23 protein-coding genes and 1 pseudogene are annotated in these 23,565 nt (G+C 73.6%); 11 read left to right on the forward strand and 13 right to left on the reverse strand.

The features are described from left to right. Complete coding sequence (locus tag ACIQUC_RS01905) at positions 1-1,881, forward strand: heavy metal translocating P-type ATPase (RefSeq protein ID WP_402262619.1); 1,881 nt, start codon at positions 1-3, stop codon at positions 1,879-1,881. Here the strand turns inward: ACIQUC_RS01905 and ACIQUC_RS01910 are convergent. Both ACIQUC_RS01910 and ACIQUC_RS01915 read right to left on the reverse strand, forming a co-directional pair. Next, entirely contained in the window at positions 1,856-2,686 is an 831-nt protein-coding gene (locus tag ACIQUC_RS01910) for a universal stress protein (protein ID WP_402262622.1), read from the reverse strand. The two genes, ACIQUC_RS01905 and ACIQUC_RS01910, sit on opposite strands and share 26 nt — an antisense overlap. A 296-nt stretch (positions 2,687-2,982) precedes the next feature. After that, positions 2,983-3,651: a BON domain-containing protein gene (locus ACIQUC_RS01915; RefSeq protein WP_402262625.1), complete on the reverse strand. Its 669-nt coding sequence runs from the start codon at positions 3,649-3,651 to the stop codon at positions 2,983-2,985. A 176-nt stretch (positions 3,652-3,827) separates the two neighbouring features. On the opposite strand from ACIQUC_RS01915, the gene ACIQUC_RS01920 reads away from it, so the two are divergent. Beyond that, positions 3,828-4,673, forward strand: a complete 846-nt coding sequence (locus tag ACIQUC_RS01920) for a universal stress protein (RefSeq protein ID WP_402262628.1) — start codon at positions 3,828-3,830, stop codon at positions 4,671-4,673. Between the two features lie 6 nt (positions 4,674-4,679). On the opposite strand, the gene ACIQUC_RS01925 is transcribed toward ACIQUC_RS01920, so the two are convergent. The 9 genes from ACIQUC_RS01925 to ACIQUC_RS01965 all read right to left on the reverse strand — a co-directional run bounded on the left by ACIQUC_RS01925 (position 4,680) and on the right by ACIQUC_RS01965 (position 12,271). Then, on the reverse strand, positions 4,680-5,177 hold the full coding sequence (locus tag ACIQUC_RS01925; RefSeq protein WP_402262631.1) for a BON domain-containing protein: 498 nt from the start codon (positions 5,175-5,177) through the stop codon (positions 4,680-4,682). Next, on the reverse strand, positions 5,174-5,608 hold the full coding sequence (locus ACIQUC_RS01930; protein ID WP_402262634.1) for a pyridoxamine 5'-phosphate oxidase family protein: 435 nt from the start codon (positions 5,606-5,608) through the stop codon (positions 5,174-5,176). Before ACIQUC_RS01930 ends, ACIQUC_RS01925 begins: the two co-directional genes overlap by 4 nt. A gap of 112 nt (positions 5,609-5,720) precedes the next feature. Continuing rightward, on the reverse strand, positions 5,721-6,785 hold the full coding sequence (gene adhP / locus ACIQUC_RS01935) for an alcohol dehydrogenase AdhP (protein ID WP_022905774.1): 1,065 nt from the start codon (positions 6,783-6,785) through the stop codon (positions 5,721-5,723). A 65-nt stretch (positions 6,786-6,850) separates the two neighbouring features. Beyond that, positions 6,851-7,288, reverse strand: a complete 438-nt coding sequence (locus ACIQUC_RS01940; protein WP_402262637.1) for a hypothetical protein — start codon at positions 7,286-7,288, stop codon at positions 6,851-6,853. Positions 7,289-7,646: 358 nt separating this feature from the next. Further along, the gene (locus ACIQUC_RS01945; protein WP_402262640.1) at positions 7,647-8,288 is read right to left on the reverse strand and encodes a response regulator; all 642 of its coding nucleotides are present in this window, start codon (positions 8,286-8,288) and stop codon (positions 7,647-7,649) included. After that, the gene (locus ACIQUC_RS01950; RefSeq protein WP_402262643.1) at positions 8,285-9,997 is read right to left on the reverse strand and encodes a GAF domain-containing protein; all 1,713 of its coding nucleotides are present in this window, start codon (positions 9,995-9,997) and stop codon (positions 8,285-8,287) included. The genes ACIQUC_RS01945 and ACIQUC_RS01950 overlap by 4 nt, the downstream gene beginning before the upstream one ends. A gap of 68 nt (positions 9,998-10,065) precedes the next feature. Then, on the reverse strand, positions 10,066-10,542 hold the full coding sequence (locus ACIQUC_RS01955) for a cation-transporting P-type ATPase (RefSeq protein WP_402262646.1): 477 nt from the start codon (positions 10,540-10,542) through the stop codon (positions 10,066-10,068). Further along, entirely contained in the window at positions 10,539-11,396 is an 858-nt protein-coding gene (locus ACIQUC_RS01960) for a universal stress protein (RefSeq protein WP_402262649.1), read from the reverse strand. Before ACIQUC_RS01960 ends, ACIQUC_RS01955 begins: the two co-directional genes overlap by 4 nt. Then, the gene (locus tag ACIQUC_RS01965) at positions 11,396-12,271 is read right to left on the reverse strand and encodes a universal stress protein (RefSeq protein ID WP_022908652.1); all 876 of its coding nucleotides are present in this window, start codon (positions 12,269-12,271) and stop codon (positions 11,396-11,398) included. The genes ACIQUC_RS01960 and ACIQUC_RS01965 overlap by 1 nt, the downstream gene beginning before the upstream one ends. Positions 12,272-12,476: 205 nt before the next feature. On the opposite strand from ACIQUC_RS01965, the gene ACIQUC_RS01970 reads away from it, so the two are divergent. Continuing rightward, a complete protein-coding gene (locus tag ACIQUC_RS01970; RefSeq protein WP_402262652.1) occupies positions 12,477-13,244 on the forward strand; it encodes a universal stress protein in 768 nt (255 codons plus the stop codon). Positions 13,245-13,263: 19 nt separating this feature from the next. Here the strand turns inward: ACIQUC_RS01970 and ACIQUC_RS01975 are convergent. Next, a pseudogene (locus ACIQUC_RS01975) lies at positions 13,264-13,623 on the reverse strand (phosphoketolase); the annotation flags it as partial. Positions 13,624-13,789: 166 nt separating this feature from the next. On the opposite strand from ACIQUC_RS01975, the gene ACIQUC_RS01980 reads away from it, so the two are divergent. Then, entirely contained in the window at positions 13,790-14,704 is a 915-nt protein-coding gene (locus ACIQUC_RS01980; protein ID WP_402262655.1) for a universal stress protein, read from the forward strand. Positions 14,705-14,725: 21 nt separating this feature from the next. Here the strand turns inward: ACIQUC_RS01980 and ACIQUC_RS01985 are convergent, their stop codons facing one another. Continuing rightward, entirely contained in the window at positions 14,726-15,190 is a 465-nt protein-coding gene (locus ACIQUC_RS01985; RefSeq protein WP_022908285.1) for a DUF2231 domain-containing protein, read from the reverse strand. Positions 15,191-15,349: 159 nt separating this feature from the next. Between ACIQUC_RS01985 and ACIQUC_RS01990 the strand changes: the two genes are divergently transcribed. The 7 genes from ACIQUC_RS01990 to katG all read left to right on the forward strand — a co-directional run bounded on the left by ACIQUC_RS01990 (position 15,350) and on the right by katG (position 23,532). Next, the gene (locus tag ACIQUC_RS01990) at positions 15,350-16,069 is read left to right on the forward strand and encodes a VIT family protein (protein ID WP_402262658.1); all 720 of its coding nucleotides are present in this window, start codon (positions 15,350-15,352) and stop codon (positions 16,067-16,069) included. 1 nt (position 16,070) lies between these two features. Beyond that, the gene (locus ACIQUC_RS01995; protein WP_402262661.1) at positions 16,071-16,754 is read left to right on the forward strand and encodes a response regulator transcription factor; all 684 of its coding nucleotides are present in this window, start codon (positions 16,071-16,073) and stop codon (positions 16,752-16,754) included. Then, complete coding sequence (locus ACIQUC_RS02000; RefSeq protein WP_402262663.1) at positions 16,751-18,115, forward strand: sensor histidine kinase; 1,365 nt, start codon at positions 16,751-16,753, stop codon at positions 18,113-18,115. The genes ACIQUC_RS01995 and ACIQUC_RS02000 overlap by 4 nt, the downstream gene beginning before the upstream one ends. A gap of 191 nt (positions 18,116-18,306) precedes the next feature. Then, on the forward strand, positions 18,307-19,773 hold the full coding sequence (locus ACIQUC_RS02005; RefSeq protein WP_402262666.1) for a ferric reductase-like transmembrane domain-containing protein: 1,467 nt from the start codon (positions 18,307-18,309) through the stop codon (positions 19,771-19,773). After that, a complete protein-coding gene (locus tag ACIQUC_RS02010; protein WP_402262669.1) occupies positions 19,770-20,294 on the forward strand; it encodes an FMN-binding protein in 525 nt (174 codons plus the stop codon). The genes ACIQUC_RS02005 and ACIQUC_RS02010 overlap by 4 nt, the downstream gene beginning before the upstream one ends. Next, positions 20,291-21,109, forward strand: coding sequence for an FAD:protein FMN transferase (locus ACIQUC_RS02015; RefSeq protein WP_402262672.1), 819 nt, complete (start codon positions 20,291-20,293; stop codon positions 21,107-21,109). The genes ACIQUC_RS02010 and ACIQUC_RS02015 overlap by 4 nt, the downstream gene beginning before the upstream one ends. A gap of 131 nt (positions 21,110-21,240) precedes the next feature. Then, a complete protein-coding gene (gene katG, locus ACIQUC_RS02020; RefSeq protein WP_402262675.1) occupies positions 21,241-23,532 on the forward strand; it encodes a catalase/peroxidase HPI in 2,292 nt (763 codons plus the stop codon). Positions 23,533-23,565: the final 33 nt, after the last annotated feature.

Consider the following 23,565-nt stretch of genomic DNA (forward strand, 5'->3'; position numbering starts at 1 on the left):
GTGGATCGGTCGTCCTCGCAGGGAACGCTCGTCCGCACACGCCTCGTCGTCGTGTGCGCGGTGGGCATCGTGGCGCTCGTCGCGGCCTGGTCGGGCGCGCCCGGGGTCGTCCCGCCGCTGCTGACCATGACGGCCCTCGCCGCCGCGCTCCTGGCGGCCGTGTCGATGGTCCGCGAGATGGTGCACGGACGCTTCGGTGTCGACCTGCTGGCCGTGACGGCGATCGTCGCCACCGTCGCGGTCGGCGAGTGGCTGGCCGCGTTCGTCGTCGTGCTCATGCTCGTCGGGGGCGAGGCGCTCGAGGCCCACGCGCAGCGACGAGCGACGAGTGCGCTGTCCCGGCTGCTCTCCGACGCCCCGAAGACCGCGCACCGGAGTATCGACGGTGCCGTCGTGGACGTCCCCGTCGCCGAGGTGGCGGTCGGGGACGTCCTGGTCGTGCGTCCGTACGAGGTCGTGCCCGTCGACGGTCTGCTGGTGACCGACACGGCGACGTTCGACGAGTCGAGACTGACCGGGGAGAGCGTGCCGGTGGGGGTGTCCGCCGGATCGTCGGTGCCGAGCGGTGCTGTCAACGGCACCGCAGCGGTCCTGCTGCGGGCGGATCGGACGGCGGATGCGAGCGAGTACCAGCAGATCGTCGCGCTCGTCTCCGGGGCGATGTCGTCGCGGTCGCCGATGGTCCGACTCGCCGACCGGTACGCGCCGTGGTTCACCGCCTTCGCCGTCGTCCTCGGTGCCGTTTCCTGGTGGGTCGCCGGGGATCCACGACGGTTCGCCGAGGTCCTGGTGCTCGCCACCCCCTGTCCGATGCTGATCGCGGCACCGGTGGCGTTCCTCGGCGGCATCGGGCGCGCCGCGCGGGCCGACGTGGTGGTGAAGGACGCATCGGTGCTGGAACGGCTCGCAGCGGTCGAGACCGTCGTGTTCGACAAGACCGGCACCCTCACCCTCGGTCGTCCGACGGTGGACCGCGTCGTGACCACCCCGGACGGTCCGGATCGTGTGCGGCTCCTGCAGCTCGCCGCCAGCGCGGAGCAGTACTCGTCGCACACGCTCGCGGCGTCGATCGTGGCGGCAGCGCGCACCGAGGGCATCGCGTTGTGCGGCGCCACGGACGCCGTCGAGTCCGAGTCGGACGGTGTCGCGGCCCGGGTCGACGGGCACGAGGTCGCGGTCGGGACGCTGGCGTTCGCTCGGCGACGTGCACCGGAATCCGAGCCACTCGTCGTCGCCGGCGGTCGTGTGGTGTCCTACGTGCTCGTCGACGGACGCCCTTCCGGCGCCCTGGTGTTGGGTGACCCGGTGCGTCCTGAGGCCCGGGCGACGGTCGAGGCCATCCGCGCACAGGGGATCGCGGACGTCGTCATGCTCACGGGCGATGCGCAGTCGACCGCCGAGGCGGCGGCGGCGGAGGTCGGCGTCGCCGTGCTCCGAGCCGAGTGCCGTCCGGGCGACAAGGTCTCCGCGGTCCGGGCGCTCACCCGGCGGCCCGTCCTGATGATCGGCGACGGGGTCAACGACGCGCCGGTGCTCGCCGTCGCCGACGTCGGCGTCGCGATGGGCGCCCGGGGTGCGTCGGCCGCGAGCGACACCGCCGACGCCGTCGTCCTGGTGGAGTCGGTCGAACGGGTGGCCGTCGCGCTCCGCATCGGCCGCGACACCGTCCGGATCGCACGGCAGAGCATCTGGATCGGTATGGGCGCGTCGGTCGGCCTGATGCTCGTCGCATCGACGGGTGTCGTGCCCGCCGTGGTCGGCGCGCTGCTGCAGGAGGTCGTCGACGTCGTCACGATCGTCGCGTCGCTCCGGGCCACCGCCGGCCCGACGAGCGCTGCCGGTGGCGGTGCTCCGGTCAGGATCGCGGTACCGGAACGATGACGACCGGCGTCCGTGACCGGTGCATCGTCTCCCGCGCGACGGACCCGAGCAACGCACCACCGAGCGTGGTCCGGTGCCGGCGGCCGACGACCACCATGGACGCGTCCGCCCCCGCGTTCGCGAGGGCGTCGCCCGCGTCGCCCTCCCAGAGGGTGGCACGGACGGGGACGGACGGTTCCCGGATCGCAGCGTGCCGTCCTGCCGCGTCGAGCACGAGGCGCGCGGACTGCTCGTCGGCGCTCGAGGCGTCCTCGAGCAGGGCGATTGGACGCGCCGCGACCGGTACCGTCACGCGCCAGGCGTGCACCAGTCGCAGCGGGCGGCCGGTGTGTCGGGCCTCGCGCAGTCCGAACGCGAGCGCGGCCTCGGACGTGTCTGCATCGACGCCGACGATGATCGGGCCGCTGCCGGACGACCAGTCGTCCGGGACGACGACGGTGGGCACCGCCGCCGACGTCGCGACGCGCTGGGGCAGGGACCCGGTCAGGGCGGAACGGATCGTGTGGCTCCGGTGCGCTCCGATGACGAGGAGGTCCGCCGCGGCTGCTGCGGCCACGAGTGTCGGCGCGGCGAAGCCCCGCTCGACCGCGGTCTCGACGACGACTCCCGGGGCTGTGCCGCGGATGAACGCCGCCGCCCCGGCGAGCCGCTCGCGGACGACGAGCTGATCGGTGTCGGTGCGTTCGAGCGCGTGGACGATCCGGATGTGGGCCGGGCCGTCGGCGGCGCGCTCGGCCGCCCATCGCAGTGCCGTCCAGCTTGCCTGGCAGGCGTCGAGACCGACGACGATCCGCTCAACGGACATGGAGTCCTCCTGTTCCTCCGAGCCCGCGCGGGAACCGTGTGTGGTCCGTGCGGGCAGCGTCGGCGGCGACGCTAACCGTGCCGGCGGCGTCCGACGAGGGTCGAACGTCCCACGCGAGGTCATCGTCCCGGGGCGGAGGACCCTGGTGCGGTGCCGTGTCCGGCCCTGGAGTGGGGACCGACCGGACGCGATCTGCGGTGCAGAAGACGTGGGGACCGCGGGACGGGAGGCGCGGGTCGAGCCCGACCCGCGCCTCCCGTCCCGCGGTCCCGCGGTCCACCGCGCGGTCGGTGCGGTCACGCGTCGACGACGACGTGGTCCTCGACCGCCGTGACGTGTGGCGACCGCCAGGCGGCGATCTCCGCCTGGCGGCGCTCGGCCCAGGAGCGTGCGGTCCCGGTGAGCGTGACCGTCGTGCCGGCGACGGCGACGCCGATCCGGTCGGCGTCGAGTGCGGCGTTGCGGATGAACGCCGCACGGATCCGCTCCGCGGTGTCCGGTGCGCTCGGGCGAGGCGACAGTTCGAGCCGGTCGAGGACGAACTGTGCACCGCCCACGCGCTCGGCGTCGCGCACCGCGGCGAGCCGCTGGAAGTACCAGTGCGTCGAGCCGGAGAGGGTCACGATGCGGTCCCGGACCTGGACGTCGATCGTGTCCGACGGCACGGAGGCATCGGCGTCGAGCGCGGCGCGGACGGCGGAGGCGATGTCCGCGTCGGAGTGGACGCTCGGACCGCGGACGTCGAGCTCCTCGGCGAGGCCGCGGACACCGGTGACGCGCAGCACGGCGCGCGCCGCCTGCACGCGCTCGGTGTGGGAGCCGACCTGTCCGGTGAGGGTGACGACGCCGTCCTCGACCGCGACGCCGACCCCGGCGGCATCGACCCCCGGCGTCCAGTCGAGTTCTTCTTCGACGTCGGCCTTGACGTCGTCGTCCGGACGGTGGTGCACGCTGTGGTCTGTCATGCGATCACGATCCGACCGCGAGCCGACGAGCGCGAGGGTCCTTCGTCCCATCGTCGGCCTGTCGGCTGCTCGTTCGTCGGTGTGTCCGGAGCAGGGACCTTCGGCTCTCGCCGCCGCGCTGTGGCGGACGTAGCGTCACGACGACGGGCGACCGCCCGACGGAGCGGACGGAGCGGATGATGCACGAGGACGTCGAACGGATCACGATCGGCCTGGACGACACCGAGGCGAGCTGGACGGCGCTCCGGTGGGTCGCCGAGCGCGCCGCCCGACATGCCTGCCGCGTCCGCATCCTCCGCGCGGTCGATCCGCTCGAACCCGAAGAAGGGTGGACCCACCACCGACTCGTGGCGGGGCGCTCCCTCGTGCTGCAGTCCGCGCCGGGGACCCAGGTGGAGCTCAGCGCACCGCCGGCGTCGATCGTCGACGCCCTCGTCGACGCCGCGCGGCCGGACGACCTCCTCGTCGTCGGCAGCCATCGCCGACGACGTCTGCAGTCCGCGCTCACCGGGCTCCTGCCCGACCGGATCGCCGGGGCGTCGACCGTCCCGACGGTGATCGTGCCCGACGACTGGCCGAGCGGACAGCTCGATGCCGACGTCGTGCTCGCCGTGGACACGGACACTGCTCCCGAGGTCGTGGACTTCGCGGCCTCCGAGGCGGCTCGGCACGGCGCGTCGCTCGTCGTGGTCCACGCGTGGCGGGAGTCCGCGCCGATCGGCCCGCCGGTGGTCGCGGCCGACACGGAGTCCCCGATCGTCGAGCGAGCGGCCGCGCGGGCTGTGGTCGAGGATGCCGAGTCGCGGATCGCGGCGACGTGGCCGGGCCTGACGGTGCGGACCGCGCTGCTCCGCGGCGCCTACGGAGGCACGATCTCGTCGGCGGCGGAACACCACGGGCTGGTCGTCGTCGGGCGTCGGCACCGGTCGACCCTCGGCGGCGAGGTCCTGGGATCGGTGGCACAGGACCTGATGGCGGAGTCCACGACCGCACTCTGCGTCGTGCCCACCCGGCAGGGGTGATCGGGATCAGCTGGTGATCGGGTCGGCCGACAGGTGGTCGACGACGAAGTGCACGCCACCGCACCGCGCGGCGGCCGCGTGCACCGCGCGTCGTTCCGCGTCGGTCACGACGGAGCCGCTGATGGTCACGACGTGGTCCAGGACGTCGACGGACACCGCGGTGCTCGGCGCGACGAGGGCGACGGCGTGTGCGACGCGGGTCCGGACGTCGGCGTCGGTCTCCTCGGGGTCGCACGCGTAGGCTCGGACGACGATCCGGTTCTCGATCCGGTGCATCGGATCCGCCTGCGCGGCCAGGGCGAGGGCAGTCACCCGATCACTGTGGCACCCGACGTCGCCGCTGAGGACGAGGCGCCCGTCCCGGAGCGCGGCGTCGAGGGAGCTGGCGTCGAGCGACCGCTCCGCCGCCCACGCGCCGAGGACCCGGTCGCGTACAGCGGCCGGTACGACGGGTGGACCGACCGGGGTGTCGATGCGGTCGCGGTCCCGACCGGCGCCGGTCACGGCGCGGCCTGGTCGAACAGGCGTCCCGTGATCGAGCTCGGTGCCAGCACGACCGTCGCACGCTTGGGCGTGGCGAGCATCGACCGCAGCCGCTGCGCGGTGACGTTCCGGGTGTCCGGAAGGTGGGCCGTCCCCTTCGCGACGACGCTCCACGCGGTCCAGCCGTCGTGTTCGTCGGCCTCCATCGCGATCTCGCGGCCGGCGTGCACGGCGTCGAGGATCACGGTGCTCGAGGTGGCGAACACCAGCTGTCGGTCCTCGGCGACGTAGTTGACCGGGATCACCTCGATCGAGTCCTCGGTGCGGAACGCGACGCGTGCAGTGCGAGAGCGGTGGAGGCGTTCCCAGCACTGGTCGGCATCCAACCGGACGACAAGGTCGTCGTCCGGCACCGGGTCCGGCGGTGGCGTGGGGGCGGTCGGCATGGTCATGCCGCCACCGCCGGTCGCGTCGGACCCTGAGCGGACTCCGGGACGATCTCGAGGAGCGCCCAGCACTCCTCGGGTCCGAGGGAACGGTCGGCTGTGCCGAGCACGGCGGCGGTCATCGCCCGACCCGCTCGTCCGGCCCGACCACGAGCGACTCGCGCTCGACGGTCGGCAGTTCGAGCACGATGCGCGCCGGCACACGGCCCGCGAGGACGTCCGCCATCGCGGCGTTCACGTCGGCGAGCGCACGGCGGACCGACACGACGCGGGTCCGGCCGGCGGCGTGCAGCGCGAACACCTCGGCGAGGTCCTGCCGCGTCCCGACGATCGACCCGATGATCGAGATGCCCTTGAGGACGGTGTCGAAGATCGGGATGACCATCGTCCCGTCGGCCGGCAGCGCCACGCACACCAGGCGGCCGCCGCGCTTCAGCGATGCGAAGGCCTGCTCGAACACCTGGGCCGACGCAGCCAGGACGACGGCCACATCGGCTCCGCCGAGCTCCTGGACCTGCGCCGCGGCGTCGCCGGACGACCCGTCGACCGTGTGGTCGGCGCCGAGCTCCCGCGCGAGCCGGAGCTTCTCCGGTTCGATGTCCACCGCGATGACCTCGGCGCCGAAGACCCGCGCGTACTGCACCGCGAGGTGTCCCAGCCCACCGACACCGAACACCGCCACGGTCTCGGCCGGTACGACGTGCGCGACCTTGAGGGCCTTGTAGGTGGTCACGCCGGCGCAGGTGAGCGGCGCGGCGTCCCACGGGTCGACCCCGTTCGGTACCGGTACGGCGTACCGTGCGTCGGCGACCGCGAACTGGGCGAACGCGCCGTCGATCGAGTACCCGGTGTTCTGCTGCTGCTCGCAGAGCGTCTCCCGTCCGTCCACGCAGTAGCGGCAGGCTCCGCAGGCGTGCCCGAGCCAGGGGAGCGCGACGCGATCGCCGACGCGACGAACGGTGACGTCGGGGCCGACGGCCTCGATGATGCCCACCCCCTCGTGCCCGGGGACGAACGGCGGGGTCGGGCGGACCGGCCAGTCGCCGTGTGCCGCGTGGATGTCGGTGTGGCAGAGACCCGAGGCCTCGATGCGGACGAGGACCTGGCCGGGGCCCGGATCCGGGAGCGGGCGTTCCTCGACGACGAGGGGCTGCCCGAGTGCGTGGACGACTGCTGCCTGCATGGTCGGCCTTTCCGGTGGGTGCGGGGTGGGACGACCTGTCCCTCGTCCGGTTGACGCCCGCACGCTCACGATGTCGGTGCAGCCGGAGGACGGGCAGGGTCGGAGGTCCCGTCGACGACGCTCCACGTCCGCACCACCGCCGCGAGGGCGCTGATCGTCGGCGATCGGTCCGTGACGCATCCGGGGGAGAGCCACACCACGCGGTCGGTACCCCCCGCGACCAGCCGGTCGCCCCGACTGACCTGCAGGACTCCCTCGGGCAGGAGTGCTGCCACGGCGCGGACGTAGCGGAGCGTGCCCGCCGTGACTTCGCCGGAGAGCCCGAACAGCACGGACTCGCCGTCGATCAGCGCCGCGGCGAGGTGCAGCGCCGCCCGCTCGAGGGGGAAGTCGACGTCGACGACGAGTTCGGTACGGGACCTCGGGTCGACGGCGTCGTCGATCGGCAGCGCGGCTGCGGACACGGCGACGTCGCGCAGGACTCGATCGCACCGCGACGCCACGTCGGTGCCGTCCTGTTCGGCGGCCGACCGGCAGTCCGCACCGTCCGGTCCTGGAGGGGACGGGCTGGTGCCCTGCAGCGCGATCCCGCTGCACGCTGCGAGCAGTCGAGCCCGCCCGGAGGTGCCGAGGGACGACCATGTCGTGTGGGAGTCGGAGCGCCGCCCGTCATGGGGCGCGGCACCAGGCGTGTGCGGCAGCGCCGTGCTCGTACCCTCGGGGGTGACGGGCGCCCTGCTGTGTACGGTACGGTCCAGCGTCGTGGTCATGGGACGGGTCCCCTCGGACGGTCGGCGAGGTTGCCCAGACTCCTCGGCGCGCCGGGGACTCGACAGGGCCGATGGTCCCGCGGTGTCGGCGTCAGCGACGGCGGTCGCGGACCCCGTGGTCGGCGCCGTAGACCGCGGCTTGCGTCCGGCGCTCCAGACCGAGTTTCGCGAGCAAGCCGGACACGTAGTTCTTCACGGTCTTCTCGGCCAGGCCCAGACGGTCGCCGATCTGGCGGTTCGTGAGCCCACCCGCGATGAGTTCGAGGACCTGTCGCTCGCGGAGGGTGAGCTCGGGCACGTCGTCGCGGACGCCGTCGGTCAGCCGCTCGACGGTCGACGGCACGGTCGCGGCGGGCAGGAGCCGCCGTCCTGCGGCGACGCGTCGGATGTCCTCGACCAGCGTCTGTCCACGGATGTCCTTCACGACGTAGCCGGCGGCCCCGGCGAGGATCGCTGCCTGCATCGCACGGTCGTCGTCGTACGCGGTCAGCATGAGGCAGGCGATGTCCGGGAAGGCGGACCGGACCGATCGGCACGCATCGATGCCGCTGCCGTCCGGGAGTCGGACGTCGAGGACGACCACGTCCGGGAGGGTCGCGGCGACCCGTCCGACGGTGTCACGGACCGTTGCGGCCTCGCCCACCACCGCGAGGTCGGGTTCGGCGTCGATGAGGTCGGCGACGCCGCGCCGCACGATCTCGTGGTCGTCGACGAGGAACACTCGTGTCGTCATGGCTGTGCCGTCCCGGGATCGATCGGGACCGTCCAGCGGACGCGCGTCCCACCCTCGGGACATGCGTCGAGGCGGTAGGTGCCTCCACGCAGCCGAGCTCGGGCTGCGAGGTTCGCCGTCCCGCTCCGTCGGCCGCGGTCGCCGGAGCCGGGCCCGGGGCCGTCGTCCTCGACGAGGACGAGGACGACCTCGTCGTCGACCGAGACCTCGATCCGGCAGCTCGCCTCGGGTGCGTGCCGGGCGACGTTCGCGAGCGACTCGCGGACGACCGCCGTGACGTCGAGCGCCAGGTCACCCGAGAGCACGGTGTCGACCGGGCCGACGAACGCGATCCGGGGCGCGGTGCTGAACGCCGGCCCGAGTTCGGCGACGACGTCGAGCAGTCGGTCGCGCGCGGTCCGGGGTCGGTGGCGGTCCGGGGACTCGAGCGCGAACACGGCGGTGCGGATCTCGCCGATCGCCTCGTCGATGACGGTCACCTGTGCGTCGATGCGGTCGCGGACCTGCTCGGGGGCGCGCTGGGCCGTCGCCTGCAGGGACAGACCCGCTGCGAAGAGCCGTTGGATCACGTGGTCGTGCAGGTCCCGGGCGATCCGGCCGCGGTCCTCGGCGCGTTCGACGAGCCGACGGTCCGTCCGTCCCCGGGCGACCGCCAGCGCCACGCTCGTCTGCCGCCCGAACTCGTCCGCCATCTCGGCCTCGCTCGGGGAGAACGGCCGAGCTCCTGGTCCGCGGGAGATGATGAGCGCGCCCAGTGGTGTGCTGGCGTCCCGCAACGGGATCGCCAGCGTCGGACCGAGCGGGGGCGCCCAGTCGTAGTCCGGGAGGTCCGTCCCGGTCTGGTCGGCGATCACGGACCCCGACGCCATCGCACGTCCGGCGAGCGATCCCTCGGCGCGGTACTCCCGGCCCTGGACGCCTTCCGCCCGGCTGCCGACGGCGACGGCGACGTGGATGGTGTCCGGATCGCTCCGCGGCTCGACGACCCCGACGAGGACGGCGTCGACGAACGCGATCACCCGGTCGGCGATGAGCGTCAGCACGTCCTCGAGGGTCTCGTCGCCGACCAGTGCGGCCGACACCTCGGCCGCGGCCGTCGTCCATCGCTCACGCTGCCGTACCTCGTCGAAGAGCCGTGCGTTGTCGATCGCGACGCCGGCCGTCGCGGCCAGTGCCTGCACGAGCTCCTCGTCCTCGTCGGTGAACCGCCCGCGTGACGGGTTCGCGAGGTAGAGGTTGCCGTAGACGGTGTCGCGAACGCGGACCGGGACGCCGAGGAACCCCTCCATCGGTGGATGGCCGTCGGGGAAACCGGTGGAACGCGCGTCCGCGCCGATCGAGTCGATGCGGATCGCGGCCTGCTCGTGCACGACCGCCCCGAGGAGACCCTCCCCGTGCGGTGGGTGGCCGATGCGGGCGACCAGGTCGGCGTCCATGCCGACGTGGATGAACCGTTCGAGGGCCGTGCCGTCCGGGGCCATCACCCCCAGGGCCCCGTACCGGGCCCCGACGAGCTCCACGGCGGCGTGGACGACCGACCGGAGCGTGTCCTCGAGGTCGAGGTGTTCCACGATCCGTCGGTTGGCGGCGAGCAGGGCTCGGAGCCGGCCCTGCGTGCTGAGGACTGCCTGGGCACGGTCGACGAGCTCCTCGATGGTGCGTTCGAGGCTGGACCGGGGGCCGTCGGGGAACGCGAGCTCGTCGGGCATCGTCGGCCACCCCTTCCCTCCAGCGTCCGGGCCGAATCTACTCCGACGACGGCGTGCGGCAAGGCGGGTCACCGCGACGGTCCGAACCGCGCGGCGGCGCGACGAAGGTGGTGGACGGCGTGGTGCGTGGTCGACGGCTCCCGGAACACGGAACGGAACAGGAGCGCCTTCAGCGTCTCGGCGAGGACCAGGTACGCGACGGCGATGACGCCGATCGTCGCGAGCAGCGGCCACGTGAGCGGTGCGAACCCGACCACGGGTCCCAGGGGACTCAGCGGGACCGCGACCGCGACCAGCGCCGAGCCGAGTGCCCCGGCCGTGAGCCAGGGCCCGGGGCGACTCCGCCAGGACACGCCCGAGACGCCCGCCGTGACGAGCAGCAGGACGAGCACGACGTTGCGGAATTGGACCCCGACGATCCGCCACAGGTTCGGGGACGACGACGCGACGACGTTCGGTCCGTCCGTGCCGAGGCGCCGGGCGGCCTCGTCCGTCCTGAGTCCGGGCGCATGCGCCGCACCGGCGACGACGGGCGACGACGTCATCGCCCGTCCGGGTGCGGCGTCCTGAGCGGTGCGACGCACACCGGAGTCCGCGAGCCGGCGATGAGCTCGTGTGCGGTGGACCCGAAGAAGAGCCCGCCGATCACCGAGCGGTGCTGTCGGCCCAGGACGACCACCGAGGCGTCCGCCGCGTGCCGCCTGAGGACGTCCGGGGGATCGCCCTCCTCGAGGAGGGCGCGGTGGCGGAGCCCGGGGAACCGGATGTGGAGCAGGCGCTCGGCGTCGACGAGGACGCCGTGGGCGTGCTCCCGGATCGACTCCGGGTCCTCGAGGACGCTGAGGGCTCCGACCCGGGCGCCCACCGGGGCCTTCCAGGCACGGACGAGGGTCAGCCGTCGGTGGTCCCGGACGGCCTGCGCCCCGGCGAACCGGAGCGCCGCGTCGCCGCTCGCGTCGTCGACGCCGAGCAGGACGTCACCGTGCGTGGGCCGCCAGTCCTCGGGGACGACGACCGTCGGGACCGTCGACAGTGTCGGGACACGCTCCGGCATCCAGCCGTCGAGCGCCGTGCGGACGCGGTGCTGGCGGCGGGAGCCGATGACGAGCAGGTCGGCCTTCGCCGCGGTCTCGACCAGGACGCGGTCCGGCGCCCCGAAGAGCGTCGCCGTCGTGACCTCGACGCGCGGGTGTGCTCCCGTGAGCCGCTCGGCCGCCCGGTGCAGACGTCGGTCGAGCGCGGCCACGTCGCCGCCCCAGCCGTTCGTCACCGTGACGACCTCGATGTGGCTGCCGGGGACGACCCGGCGCATCGCGACCCAGTCGACCGCTCGGTCACTCGCGTCGTCGTCGACACCGACGACGATGCGCTCGGCCCCGACGACGGTGCCGTCGCGCATCACCGGGCCCCGGCGTGCGCGGGTTCGTCGGCTCGGTCCTCGTCCCGGACCGCCCGTCGCGGCTGGGGCACGATGCACACCGGAGCGTGTCCGTGGTGCATGAGCCGCTCGCCCACGGACCCGGCCAGGAAGCCTCCGAGGGCGGTCCGGTGTCGCCGGCCGACGACCACGAGCGACGCGCCGCGGGACGACTGCAGCACCACGTCGCGCGGCTGACCCTCGACCGACGCTCCGTCCACGCGGAGGGCGGGGTGTGCCTCGCCGACCGCCCGCAGCGCCGCACGGAGCTCGATGTCGGCCTCGTTGGACCAGAGCACGCGGTCCTCCTCGAGGTAGATGTTCGCGTACGGTGCCATGGCGGTCGGGACCGCCCATGCCCGCACCAGGGCGAGGTCTCGGCCGCGTCGGTCGGCAGCGTCGGCGGCCCAGGCGAGGGCGGCGGCGGCAGACCGTGCGTCGACTCCGACGACGATCGGTCCGTCGCTGCGCTCCCACTGCTCGGGGACCGCCACGACCGGTGTGGTGGCGTGCGCCACGACCCGTTCCGCGACGCGCCCCCTGATCGTCGCGGCGATGGTGTGCACCTGCCGCGCACCGATCACGAGGACGTCTCCGAGCGCCGCGTCCGCAACGAGTCGATCGGCGGTCGGTCCACCCGTGACGTCGTGCGTGATCGCGAGCCCGGGATGCGCGTTCCGCAGCCGCTGTTCCGCGGCCTCGAGACGGTGTTCCGAGCGCGTCAGTGCTTCGCCGTAGACCTCGCTGACGGTCAGCAGTCGCACGACGTCGGCTGCCGGGTCGACGGCCTCGACGGTCCAGTCGACGGTCTTCCAGCCGGCGACGCTGTCGTCGATCGCGACGGTGTAGGCGGTCATGATCGCTCCTTCCGCGGCTGACGCCGGGTGCGTCGCCGGCGGCTCGCACCGCTTCGGTCTCCCGGACGGTACGGCGACCGGACGGTCGTGGGGCAGGGCCGAAGGTCCCGCCCCGGCGAGGGACCAACGCCACTGCCCGGACGGCGGTCGTGCGCGCAGGGTGGTCCGGACGGCGTCGGAACGACGCCGGGAGAGCAGGCAGACCATGACCACGCGCATCGTACTCGGCTGGGACGGCGGGACAGCCGCCCGTGCCGCCCTTCGTTGGGCCGCGGCACGGGTGACGGGTTCGGTGGGGCGGCTCGTCGTCGTGCACGCGGTGCCCGACGACCCGGGCGCACCGGTCCTCGCCGTCGCTGACCGCGAAGTGCGCGCCAGCGTCTGGGCGGCGGCCGGCTCGCCCGACGTCGACCTCGCCGTCGAGGTGCACCGCGGCGGGCCGGTCGCGGTGCTCCTCGGCGCCGTCGACGGCGACTGCGTCCTCGTCGTCGGGCACGACGTCGTCCCCGACGCCCGCGGCTCCCGCCCGTCGGTCGCCGCCCGGCTCGTGGACGCAGCACCGTGCTCCGTCGTCGTCGTCCCGGCCGACACGACGACGGGACGCGGGGTCGTCGTCGGTGTCGACGTCCGGTCCGCATCGGCGACGGCCCTCCGCTTCGCGGGCCAGGAGGCGCGACGCACCGGCGCGACGCTGCGTGCGCTCGCCGTCTGGTCACCACCAGGGCACGACGCGGACGCACGTCGTCACGAACTGCAGCTGCTCGAGGAGCGCGTCGAGGACGCGCTCCTCGGCCTGCCCGACGTCGACGTCCACAGGGAGCTCGTCGAGGGTCCCGTGGCCCGTCGTCTGATCGACGCGGCGGACGGAGCCGCCCTGCTGGTCCTGGGTGCCGGGCCACACCACCGACGGGGCTGGACCGTCGTCGACCAGGTGATCCGCGCCTCCCGAACCGCCGTCGCGGTCGTGCGCTGACCAGGGCGAGGTCCCCTCGTCAGTCCGACCACCGCCAGTCGGCCACCGACGGCACGTCCTCGTCGTGGAGGCGATCGAGGTCGTTGAGCATGAGCATGTCGAACGGCGTGGTCGTCGTGCCCTGCTCGACGTACCCACGGACGTGCACGTCGGCGTTCGCCGCGCGGCGGTGGGTCAGGCGGTGGACGAGCCACGGGTAGCCGTGGAACGCGAACACCACCGGGCGATCGCGGGTGAACAGGGCGTCGAAGGCCTCGTCGGGCAGGCCGTGCGGGTGCTGCTCCGGACTCGTCAGGCGCATCAGGTCGACGACGTCGACGACCCGGACCCGGAGCTCCGGCACCGCGTCACGGAGGATCGCGGCGGCCGCGAGGACCTCCTGTCGGGCCCGGCGCGGCCTCCGGTCCTGTCGGGCCCGGCGCGGCCTCCGGTCCTGTCGGGCCTGCGGTGCGGTCGTGTCGGGCGGCTTCCCTCCGGGGGACCAAGGGCCTGGTGGGCGCTGCCCGCACCGGGCATCGTCGTGAGCGGACCCGACGGGAGACCCCATGTCACGACCGACCCGCTGGACCGTCGCGCTGGACGAGACCGAGGCGGCCTGGAACAGCCTGGGCTGGGTGGAGACCGTGGTGCGCGACGCTGACTCCGTCCGTCTGGTCACCGTCCACGAGCAGCTCGGGGAGAGCAGGGAGCGGTCGACCGGTCGACTCACGATCGCGACCCACCTGCTGCGGGACCGTCACCCGCACCTGGAGGTGGCACACGAGGTCGTCAGCGGACCCACGGTCGCCCGTCTGGTCACCGACGCCGTCGACGGCGACGTCCTCGTCGTCGGCGGACGCCACTCCGACCGCCTGTGGGCGTGCCTCACCGGCCGGGTCACCGAACGGGTCGTCGCCCACGTCACGACACCCGTGGTGGTCGTGCCGGAACGCTGGCGACCCGGACGGGACGAGGACGCCGTCGTCGTGGGTGTCGACGGTGGCACCGCTGCGTCGGCGCTGGCCGTGGGGGCGGTGCTCGCCGAGGGGCGCCGGGACGGCCTCGTGCTCGTGCGGGCCTGGCGGTCGCTCCCGGACGGCGGCCCGTTCCGCGATGCCACTGCCGTGCACGGCCGCGCCATGTCGGAACACGACGGACAGCTGGAACTCGACGCGGCGATCCGGTGGGTGAGCCGAGTGCACCCCGAACTCAGGATGCGCGCCGAACTCCGCCAGGGGACTCCGTCCGAGGCGCTGGCGCGGGCCGGCCGGATCACGGCCCTGATCGTGGTCGGACGTCGCCACCGCACGGCGGTGGGAGCGTTCCTCGGTGGCTCGGTCGGCGAGGCGCTCGTGCACCGTTCGTCGACCCCGCTGTGCGTGGTACCGCAGTCGTCCGTGCCACCGGTCGGAGCGCCGACTGCTCCGCCGGCGCGGACGACGTGGAACCGACCGGCGATCGCCGACCCGTCCGTGTCGTGACCTCGGGTCCCGAGGCCGGGGTCAGCCCTTCCAGACCGACTCGGCGCCGGCGTGCCCGATGATCACGACCTCGACGATCGAGACGACGGCGACCGCGACGAGCAGCACCGGGCCGATCACGGCGACGGCGCGCACGACACCGCGGTTGTCCACGCGGGCTGCGCCGAGGCGGTGCCAGCCCCACCAGAGCACGAGGAGCGCGAAGACGGCGATCGACCACGGCAGCATGCCGTCGGCGAGCTCGGTGTGCCGTTCGAGCAGCGCCGTCTCCTTCTCGTGGTGCTCCAGCCACTCGCCCGAGGACGTCGCGAGCGGGACGGACACGAGCGCGACGAGGCCGATGATCGGTGCACCGACCGCGAGCCACCGCCTGGCCGCGGGCCAGACCGCCACCGCGATCGCCGTGAGGGCCGCGACCGGGACCGCGACCGAGGTGAGGTGGACGAAGAGGGGGTGGAGCGGGATCCCGCCGAACTGCCAGTCCATGACGGCCTTTCACGTCGTGCGCCGTCCTCGAGACGGCGCGGTGGGATCAGACAACAGGACGTCTCGGCCCCGCGTCACGGTCGTCGTCCGCGTGGCGCATCCCGGGATCACTCGAAACCTCACACGAACGATGCCACCCGGACCTGGTTCGCTGGGCGCATGACCACTCCTGGACCGCACGCCGGTGAGGCGCACACGGGCGACCTCGCGGCACGACTGAACTGGCTCCGCGCCGGGGTGCTCGGCGCGAACGACGGCATCGTCTCCACGGCGTCGATCGTCGTCGGGGTCGCGGGCGCGTCGACCTCGGTCCCGGCGATCGCGACCGCCGGGATCGCCGCGCTCGTGGGCGGCGCGGTCTCGATGGCGCTCGGCGAGTACGTCTCGGTGAGCAGTCAGAAGGACAGCCAACGGGCACTCATCGAACAGGAACGGCGGGAGCTGCGCGAGGACCCGGGAGCCGAGCTCGAGGAACTCACGCAGCTGTGGGAGGCCCGTGGACTCCGGCGCGAGACCGCCGAGGCCGTCGCCGCCGAGCTGACGGACCGGGACGCCCTGCGGGCGCACCTGACGACCGAACTCGGGATCGACGAGGACGAGGTGGTGAGCCCGTGGCACGCGGCGTTCGCGTCGGCGGCCGCGTTCTCGATCGGCGCGGTGCTGCCGCTGCTCGCGATCCTGCTGCCACCCGAGTCCGTCCGGGTCCCGGTGACGTTCGTCGTCGTCCTGCTCGCCCTGGCACTCACGGGTGCGACGGGTGCGAGGATCGGGGGAGGCTCGATGCCGCGCGCCACCGTCCGCGTGGTCGTCGGTGGTGCACTTGCCCTCGCGGCGACGTTCGTCATCGGATCCCTCCTCGGCACGAGCGGGGTGGTGTGACGTGGCGAGGATCCTGGTGGTCGAGGACGACCCGGAGATGGGCGCGCTCGTCGAACGCGGGCTCGTCGGCGAGGGGCACGAGGTCACCGTGGTGTCGGACGGTGTCGCCGCGCTCGTCCAGGCGCGCGGGCAGTCGTTCGACGCGGCCGCGATCGACGTCATGCTCCCCGAGATGACCGGGTTCGAGGTGTGCCGGCGGCTCCGCGAGATGGGCCAGGACTTCCCGGTCGTCCTCGTGACCGCCCGCGACGCGGTGGACGACCGCGTGTTCGGACTCGACTCCGGCGCCGACGACTACCTCACGAAGCCGTTCGCGATCGCCGAGCTGAACGCACGGATCCGGGCGCACCTGCGACGACGGGCAGCCGGCTCGGCGACCGTGGTCGAGGCCGGGGCCGTGCGGCTCGACACCGTCGCGGTCCGGGCGTCGGTGCGGGGTCGGGACCTGCCGCTCAGCGTCAAGGAGTTCTCGTTGCTGCGGTTCCTCATCCAGGGTGCACCGGCGCCGCGCACCCGGGCCGAGGTGCTCGAGGAGGTCTGGGGGAGCGCCGAGCACTTCGACCCGACGATCGTCGACCAGTACGTCAGCTACGTCCGGAAGAAGCTGCAGGCGGCGGACGCCGACGTGGTGATCCGGACCGTGCGTGGGGTCGGGTACGCGCTCGAGGTCGTGCCGACCGCATGAGGGCCCTCCGTCGCCTCTCGATCCGGGCCCGCATCACGCTCGGCAGCCTGCTGGTCGGCGCGGTCGTGCTGTCCGGCGTCGCGGTGGTGCTGCACGTCCAGATCGAGCGGGCGACGCTGGCGACCGACGAGTCCCTCGCCGCCGGCGACGCCGCACCGTTCGTCTCCGACCTGCGGAACAACCCCGGCGAGCCCCCGGACCGACCCGCCGAGGACGTGATGGTGGGGATCCGGGACGCGTCGGGTCGATGGGTGGTCGACTCGCTCCCGCGGGACGTCCGACGGTCGCTGCCGACCGCAGTACTGGACGATGAGGTCACGCTCCGCCTGCACACCGGACACCGGTCGGTCACGGTCGTGGGGATCCCGGTCCGGAGCGACGCCGGGACCTCGGTCGTCTGGGCCGCCCACGACGGCCGCGCCGGGCACGAGACCGTGGAACGCGTCGACCGCTCCCTCGCCGTCGGGACCGTCCTCGCGCTCCTCGCCTTCGCCGCGACCGCCTGGCTGCTCTCGACCCTGGCGCTCCGGCCGGTCGGCCGGATGCGTCGGACGGCCGAGGAGCTGAGCGCCGGCGCCGCGGCCGGGCACCTGCCCGTCGGGACCTCGGACGACGAGCTCGCCGCGCTCGCACGGACCCTCAACGCGTTCATCGACCGCCAGCGCGAACACGCCGAGCGGGAACGCCGCATGGTGTCCGATGCCAGTCACGAGCTCCGGACACCGCTCGCGGCCCTCACCGCCCGGCTCGAGCTGGCGCACCGGTCCGCCGGGGACGCCGAGGCGCTCGAGCGCGAGCTGCGCCAGGCCGAGGGGGACGCCGCGCGGCTGGTCGCGCTCGCGGACACGATGCTCGAGCTGAGCCGACTGGACGAGGCCGGACCGGCACCCTCGACACCGGGGTCCGCGCTCGTGACCGAACTCATGGGAGCGATCGACCGTGTCCGTGCCCTCGGGGGTGCCGTCGACCGCGACATCGACTTCCAGGTGACGCTCGACGCGCCCGACGAGCGGTACGCCCTCGAGACGGCCGCGTTCGCCCGGATCGTCGACAACCTCGTCGCGAACGCCGTCGCAGCGGGGGAGGAGGGCGGCGTGATCCGCGTGACCCTCACCCAGGACGCCGCGCGGACCCTCGAGCTGACCGTCGTCGACGACGGCCGCGGGGTGCCCGAGGACTTCCTGCCCCAGGCGTTCGAGCGGTTCGCCCGGGCGGACAGCGCCCGGCGCGCGGTGCTCGGCGGCAGCGGGCTCGGACTCGCGCTCGTCCGCGGGATCGCCGAGCGCGCAGGCGGGTCGGCGTCGCTCCGGAACGGCGCGCACGGCGGTGCCGTCGCCACGGTCAGCGTCCCCGCGGTCTGAGCCGGTCGTCGCCGCGGTGCGCGGCCGACGGACGACCGTGCCCCCCGACGGGCATCCGAGCCCCGCCGCCCGGCGGCCGTGCCGGATCACTCGAAGTCTCGAACGAAGCGGACGGTCCGTTCCGGGTTCCTCCACAGTCCCGCTGCCGATGCTGTGGAGCACCCGAACACCTGCTGGAGAGGACCGAGACGATGATCGACACCGCTCGCCCCACCGCCCGCCCCGCCCCCGGTCCCTCCGGAGGCGGCCGCCGACGTGGCACCGTGCCGCCGGCCGAGCCGCTCGCGGTCGCGGCACGTCGCCGTCGCCGCGCCGGACGTCGCCGGGGCGCGCTGACCGACCTGCTCGGGATCCTCGCCTGGGTGTCCGCCGCGGTGGCCGTCCTGCTCTGGCTCGTGTCGCCCGGATCCCACACGGTCGTCGGCATCGGCGGGTGGCTCACCGACGCCGGGATCGTCGCCGGTCTTGTCGCGACCGACCTCGTGCTCGTGATGCTCGTCCTCGCCGCGCGGGTCCCGCTCATCGACCGGACCTTCGGGCAGGACAACGCGATCGCGGTCCACCGGTCGCTCGGGAAGCCCGTGCTGTACCTGCTGCTCGCGCACGGTGCGTTCCTGACGCTCGGGTACGGCGCCTCGGCGGGCACCGGACCGATCGCCGAGACGATCGCGCTCTTCTCCACGCCCGACATGCCCCTGGCCTACCTGGGACTCGGACTGTTCGTCGCCGTGGTCGTCTCGTCCCTCGTCGCCGTCCGACGTCGCCTGCCCTACGAGGCCTGGCACGTCATCCACCTGCTCAGCTACGCGGCGGTGCTCGTCGCGCTGCCGCACATGCTCAGCGTCGGCAGCGTCCTCGCCCAGGGCACGTGGCAGCGCGTCTACTGGATCGCGCTGTACGTCGTGGCGCTCGGACTGATCGCCGTATACCGGTTCGCCCTGCCGGTCGTCGTGACGTTCCGCCACCGCATCCGCGTGGTCGGGGTCGAGGCCATCGCGCCGGGGGTCGTGTCGATCCACCTCGCGGGCCGTGACCTCGACCGACTCGGCGCCGAGGGCGGCCAGTACGGGGTCTGGCGGTTCTGGACCGCCCGGACCTGGTGGCACGCCCATCCGGTGTCGTTCTCCGCGGTCCCCGGTCGTGACCGCGCCCGGATCACCGTGCGCGACCTCGGTGCCGGCTCCGCACGGCTCGGCCGGATCACCCCGGGGGCGTTCGTCTCCCTCGAGGGGCCGTACGGGCTGTTCACGAGCCGGGCGCGCACGGCCCCGTACCTGGCGCTCGTCGCGTCGGGCATCGGGATCACCCCCGTGCGGTCGCTGCTCGAGGACACCGACCTCCGCCCGGGCGAGGCCACCGTGCTGCTGCGCGGGACGGACGCCGACCAGCAGTACCTCTGGCGGGAGACCGCCGACCTCGCCGCTGCGACGGGCAGCCGGCTGTACACGATGGTCGGCCGCCGGGCGCACTCCCGCGAGAGCTGGATGACCCAGGAGGACGTGCGCCGCGGGGTCTCGCTCCGGTCCGTCTTCCCGGACCTGCTCGACTCCGACCTGTACGTGTGCGGCCCGCGCGCCTGGTCCGACCTCGTCGTCCGCGAGGCACGGCTCGCCGGCGTCCCGGAGCACCAGATCCACCACGAACGGTTCGAGTCGTGAGGGCCCGCGTCGTCGCCGGCGGGGTCGTGTCGTCCGTCGCCGTCCTCGTCATCGGCTGGCAGCTCGGCGGCCAACCCGCGGTCACCGCCCCGGCACAGCAGAGCACGACGGCCGGCACCGGCACGAGCGGCTCCGCCACCACCGGCGGGGCGAGCGGCCGGAGCAGCACCGGGACCGGCACCTCCGGCTCCGGCACCTCCGGCTCCGGCACCTCGGGCACCGGTACCTCGGGCGGCTCCTCCGCCTCCGGGACCTTCGCCGGCGACACGACCCAGACGCAGTACGGCCCCGTGCAGGTGCAGATCACCGTCGCGAACGGGAAGATCACCGACGTCACCGCGCTGCAGCTGACCGACCAGGGCGGTCGCTCCGTGCAGATCAGCGCGCAGGCCGCCCCGATCCTCCGCCAGGAGGCGCTGCAGGCGCAGTCCGCGAAGATCCAGTCCGTCAGCGGTGCGACCTTCACCAGTGAGGGCTACACGACGTCGCTCCAGTCCGCGATCGACAAGGCCGGGCTGTGACCGGCGTCACCACCTTCGAGACGATGGGGACGGTCGTGAGCCTGCGCGGCGCCACCCCGGAGGCCGCGTCCGAGGTCCGTGCGGTGTTCGCCGGCCACGACCACCGGTACAGCCTCTACGACCCGTCGTCGGTGCTCAGTCGGATCGCGGCGGGGTCGCTCCGCCTCGCCGACGCACCCGCCGAGGTGCGGGACGTCTACGCCCTCGCGCTCGAGTGGCGGGAGCGGACCGGGGGAGCGTTCACCCCGCACCGACCGGACGGCGTCATCGACCTGTCCGGGGTCGTCAAGGCCCTCGCGATCCGCGGCGCCGGGGACGTCCTCGACGCAGCCGGCTGTGCCGACTGGATGATCAGTGCCGGCGGCGACGTGCTCGTCCGCGGTCACCACCGGGGCGACGAGCCCTGGAGCGTCGGCGTCGTCGACCCGGCGCACCGTGAAACCGTCGTCGGCGTCATCCGGCTCGACGCACCCCGTCGGGCCGTGGCGACCTCGGGGACCGCCGAGCGCGGCGAGCACATCTGGCGTCGGACCGCCACGACGTTCGTCCAGGCGACCGTCGTCGCCGACGACATCGTCACCGCGGACGTCCTCGCGACCGCGATCGTCGCGGGGGACGAGGACGACCTCCGCCGGGTGACGAGCGACGGCGGCGTCGACGTGCTGGCGTTCGGCGCCGACGGTCGGGTCTGGGCCACACCGGGCGCCCGGCGTGCGGTCCACGGCGCGGAGCAGCCGACCGCCACCGAGCCGACCAGCACCGAGCCGACCGCCACCGCGCCGACCGGCACCGAGCCGACCACCACCGCGCCGTGACGGGCGGTTCGTTCGAGGATTCGAATCGCGAAGCGCACCCCGGTTCGGCATCTCCCAGGCGGCGAGCGCATCGTGGCGGGCACGCACCGCCGACGGGGGCCGGTGCGTCCACCGCGCGATGAGGAGCAGCAGTGAGCACTGACGGAACCGACACCTGCACGTACCACATGGGGGGATCCCTGCCAGCCGGCGGCGACCACCTCGGTGGGGCCTTCGGCCAGGCGCCGACGCTCGAGCACTGGTACCCCCAGCGGCTCCGCGTCGAGCTGCTGCACCGGAACGGCGTCGACGCCGACCCGCTGGGGGCCGACTTCGACTACGCGGCGGCGTTCGCCACGATCGACCTCGAGGAGCTGAAGCGCGACATCAAATCGCTGCTCACGACGAGCGTAGACTGGTGGCCGGCCGACTACGGCAACTACGGCCCGCAGATGATCCGGATGGCCTGGCACGCAGCCGGCACGTACCGGATCGCCGACGGTCGTGGTGGCGCCGGGACCGCGATGCAGCGGTTCGCGCCGATCGGGAGCTGGTGGGACAACGGCAACACCGACAAGTCCCGACGCCTGCTGCAGCCGATCAAGCACAAGTACGGCAACGCGCTGTCCTGGGCCGACCTCATGGTCCTGACCGGCAACTGCTCGCTCGAGCTCATGGGCCTGCCGACGTACGGCTTCGGCGGCGGCCGGCTCGACGCCTGGGAGCCGGACGACGGCACGTGGTGGGGCCCCGAGGTGTGGAACCCGCACGACGTGCACAGCATGGACGAGATGGTCTCGCGCGACGAGCGGTGGCACGGCGAGAACGGCGACGCCGACTACGACCTGCAGAGCCCGCTCGCGGCCTCGCACCAGGCGCTCATCTACGTGAACCCCGAGGGCCCGTACGCGAACGGCGACCCGCTCGGGTCCGCACGCGACATCCGCACGACCTTCACCCGCATGGCGATGAACGACGAGGAGACCGTGGCGCTCATCGCGGGCGGCCACGCGTTCGGCAAGAGCCACGGGCAGGTCCCGGCGACCGAGATCGGCCCGTCGCCCGAGCTCGCGCCCATCGAGTCGATGGGCCTCGGCTGGCACAACCCGCGCGGGACCGGCAACGCCGAGTTCACGTCGACGAACGGCATCGAGGGCAGCTGGACGCAGGACCCGACGCGCTGGGACAACAGCTACCTGGAGAACCTGTTCGGCCACGAGTGGGAGCAGACCCGGAGCCCGGCCGGCGCCCTGCAGTGGACGCCGAAGGACCCCGACGCGCCGAAGACGCCCGACGCGCACGTCGCCGGGCAGGAGCACCCGCTCATGATGATGACCTCGGACATCGCCCTCAAGGTCGACCCGGAGTACCGGAAGGTCTGTGAGCGCTTCCTCGCCGACTTCGACCTCTTCACGACCGCGTTCTCGAAGGCCTGGTACAAGCTGACGCACCGCGACATGGGGCCGAAGCACCGCTACCTCGGCCCCGAGGTGACGATCGAGGACGAGCTGCTCTGGCAGGACCCGCTCCCCGACGCTGCGGGCGCGCCCCTGACCGACGCCGACGTGGCGACGCTCAAGGCTGCCGTCCGCGACGCGGGGATCGACGCGTCCGACCTCGTGTTCACCGCCTACTCGGCGGCGTCGACCTACCGCGACAGCGACAAGCGCGGCGGCGCGAACGGCGGCCGGATCGCCCTGTCCCCGCAGAAGGACTGGGCGGTCAACGGCCGCACGGTGCCCGTGGTGGAGGCGCTGCAGCGCATCCGCGCACAGCACCCCGCCGTGTCCCTCGCGGACCTCGTCGTGCTCGCCGGGTGCGTCGGGGTCGAGGACGCCGCCCGCGCCGCCGGCGTCGAGGTCACCGTGCCGTTCACGCCGGGTCGGGTGGACACCACGCAGGAGCTCACCGACATCGAGATGTTCGAGTGGCTCCGGCCGATCGCGGACGGCTTCCGGAACTTCCGGTCCGAGCGGTTCGAGCAGTTCGCCCCCGGCGTCGCGCTCGAGCAGGTGTTCCTCGACCGGGCGAACCTGCTCACGCTGACCGCACCGGAGTGGACTGTCCTGACCGGCGGCCTGCGGGTGCTCGGCACGAACTGGGACGGCTCCGACGTCGGCGTCCTGACGCACCGCGTCGGCACGCTCTCGACCGACTGGTTCGTCAACCTGACCGACACCGATCTCGTCTGGACGAAGACCGATGACACCGAGACGGTGTTCGCCGGCACCGTCCAGGCGACCGGCGAGCAGCGCTGGACGGCCTCCCGGCACGACCTCGTGTTCGGGTCGAACGCGCAGCTCCGGTCGGTCGTCGACGCGTACGCGGGTCGTGACGGACAGGAACGCTTCGTCCGCGACTTCGTGGCCGCCTGGGACAAGCTCATGATGCTCGACCGCTACGACGTGAAGGGGCACCGCCGGTACGGGCCGATGGCGGCCTGAGACCGGCGGGTCGCGTCCGGACCACGAGGCGGA

It is taken from the genome of Curtobacterium sp. NPDC098951 (assembly GCF_044759965.1).
Lineage (GTDB): Bacteria > Actinomycetota > Actinomycetes > Actinomycetales > Microbacteriaceae > Curtobacterium.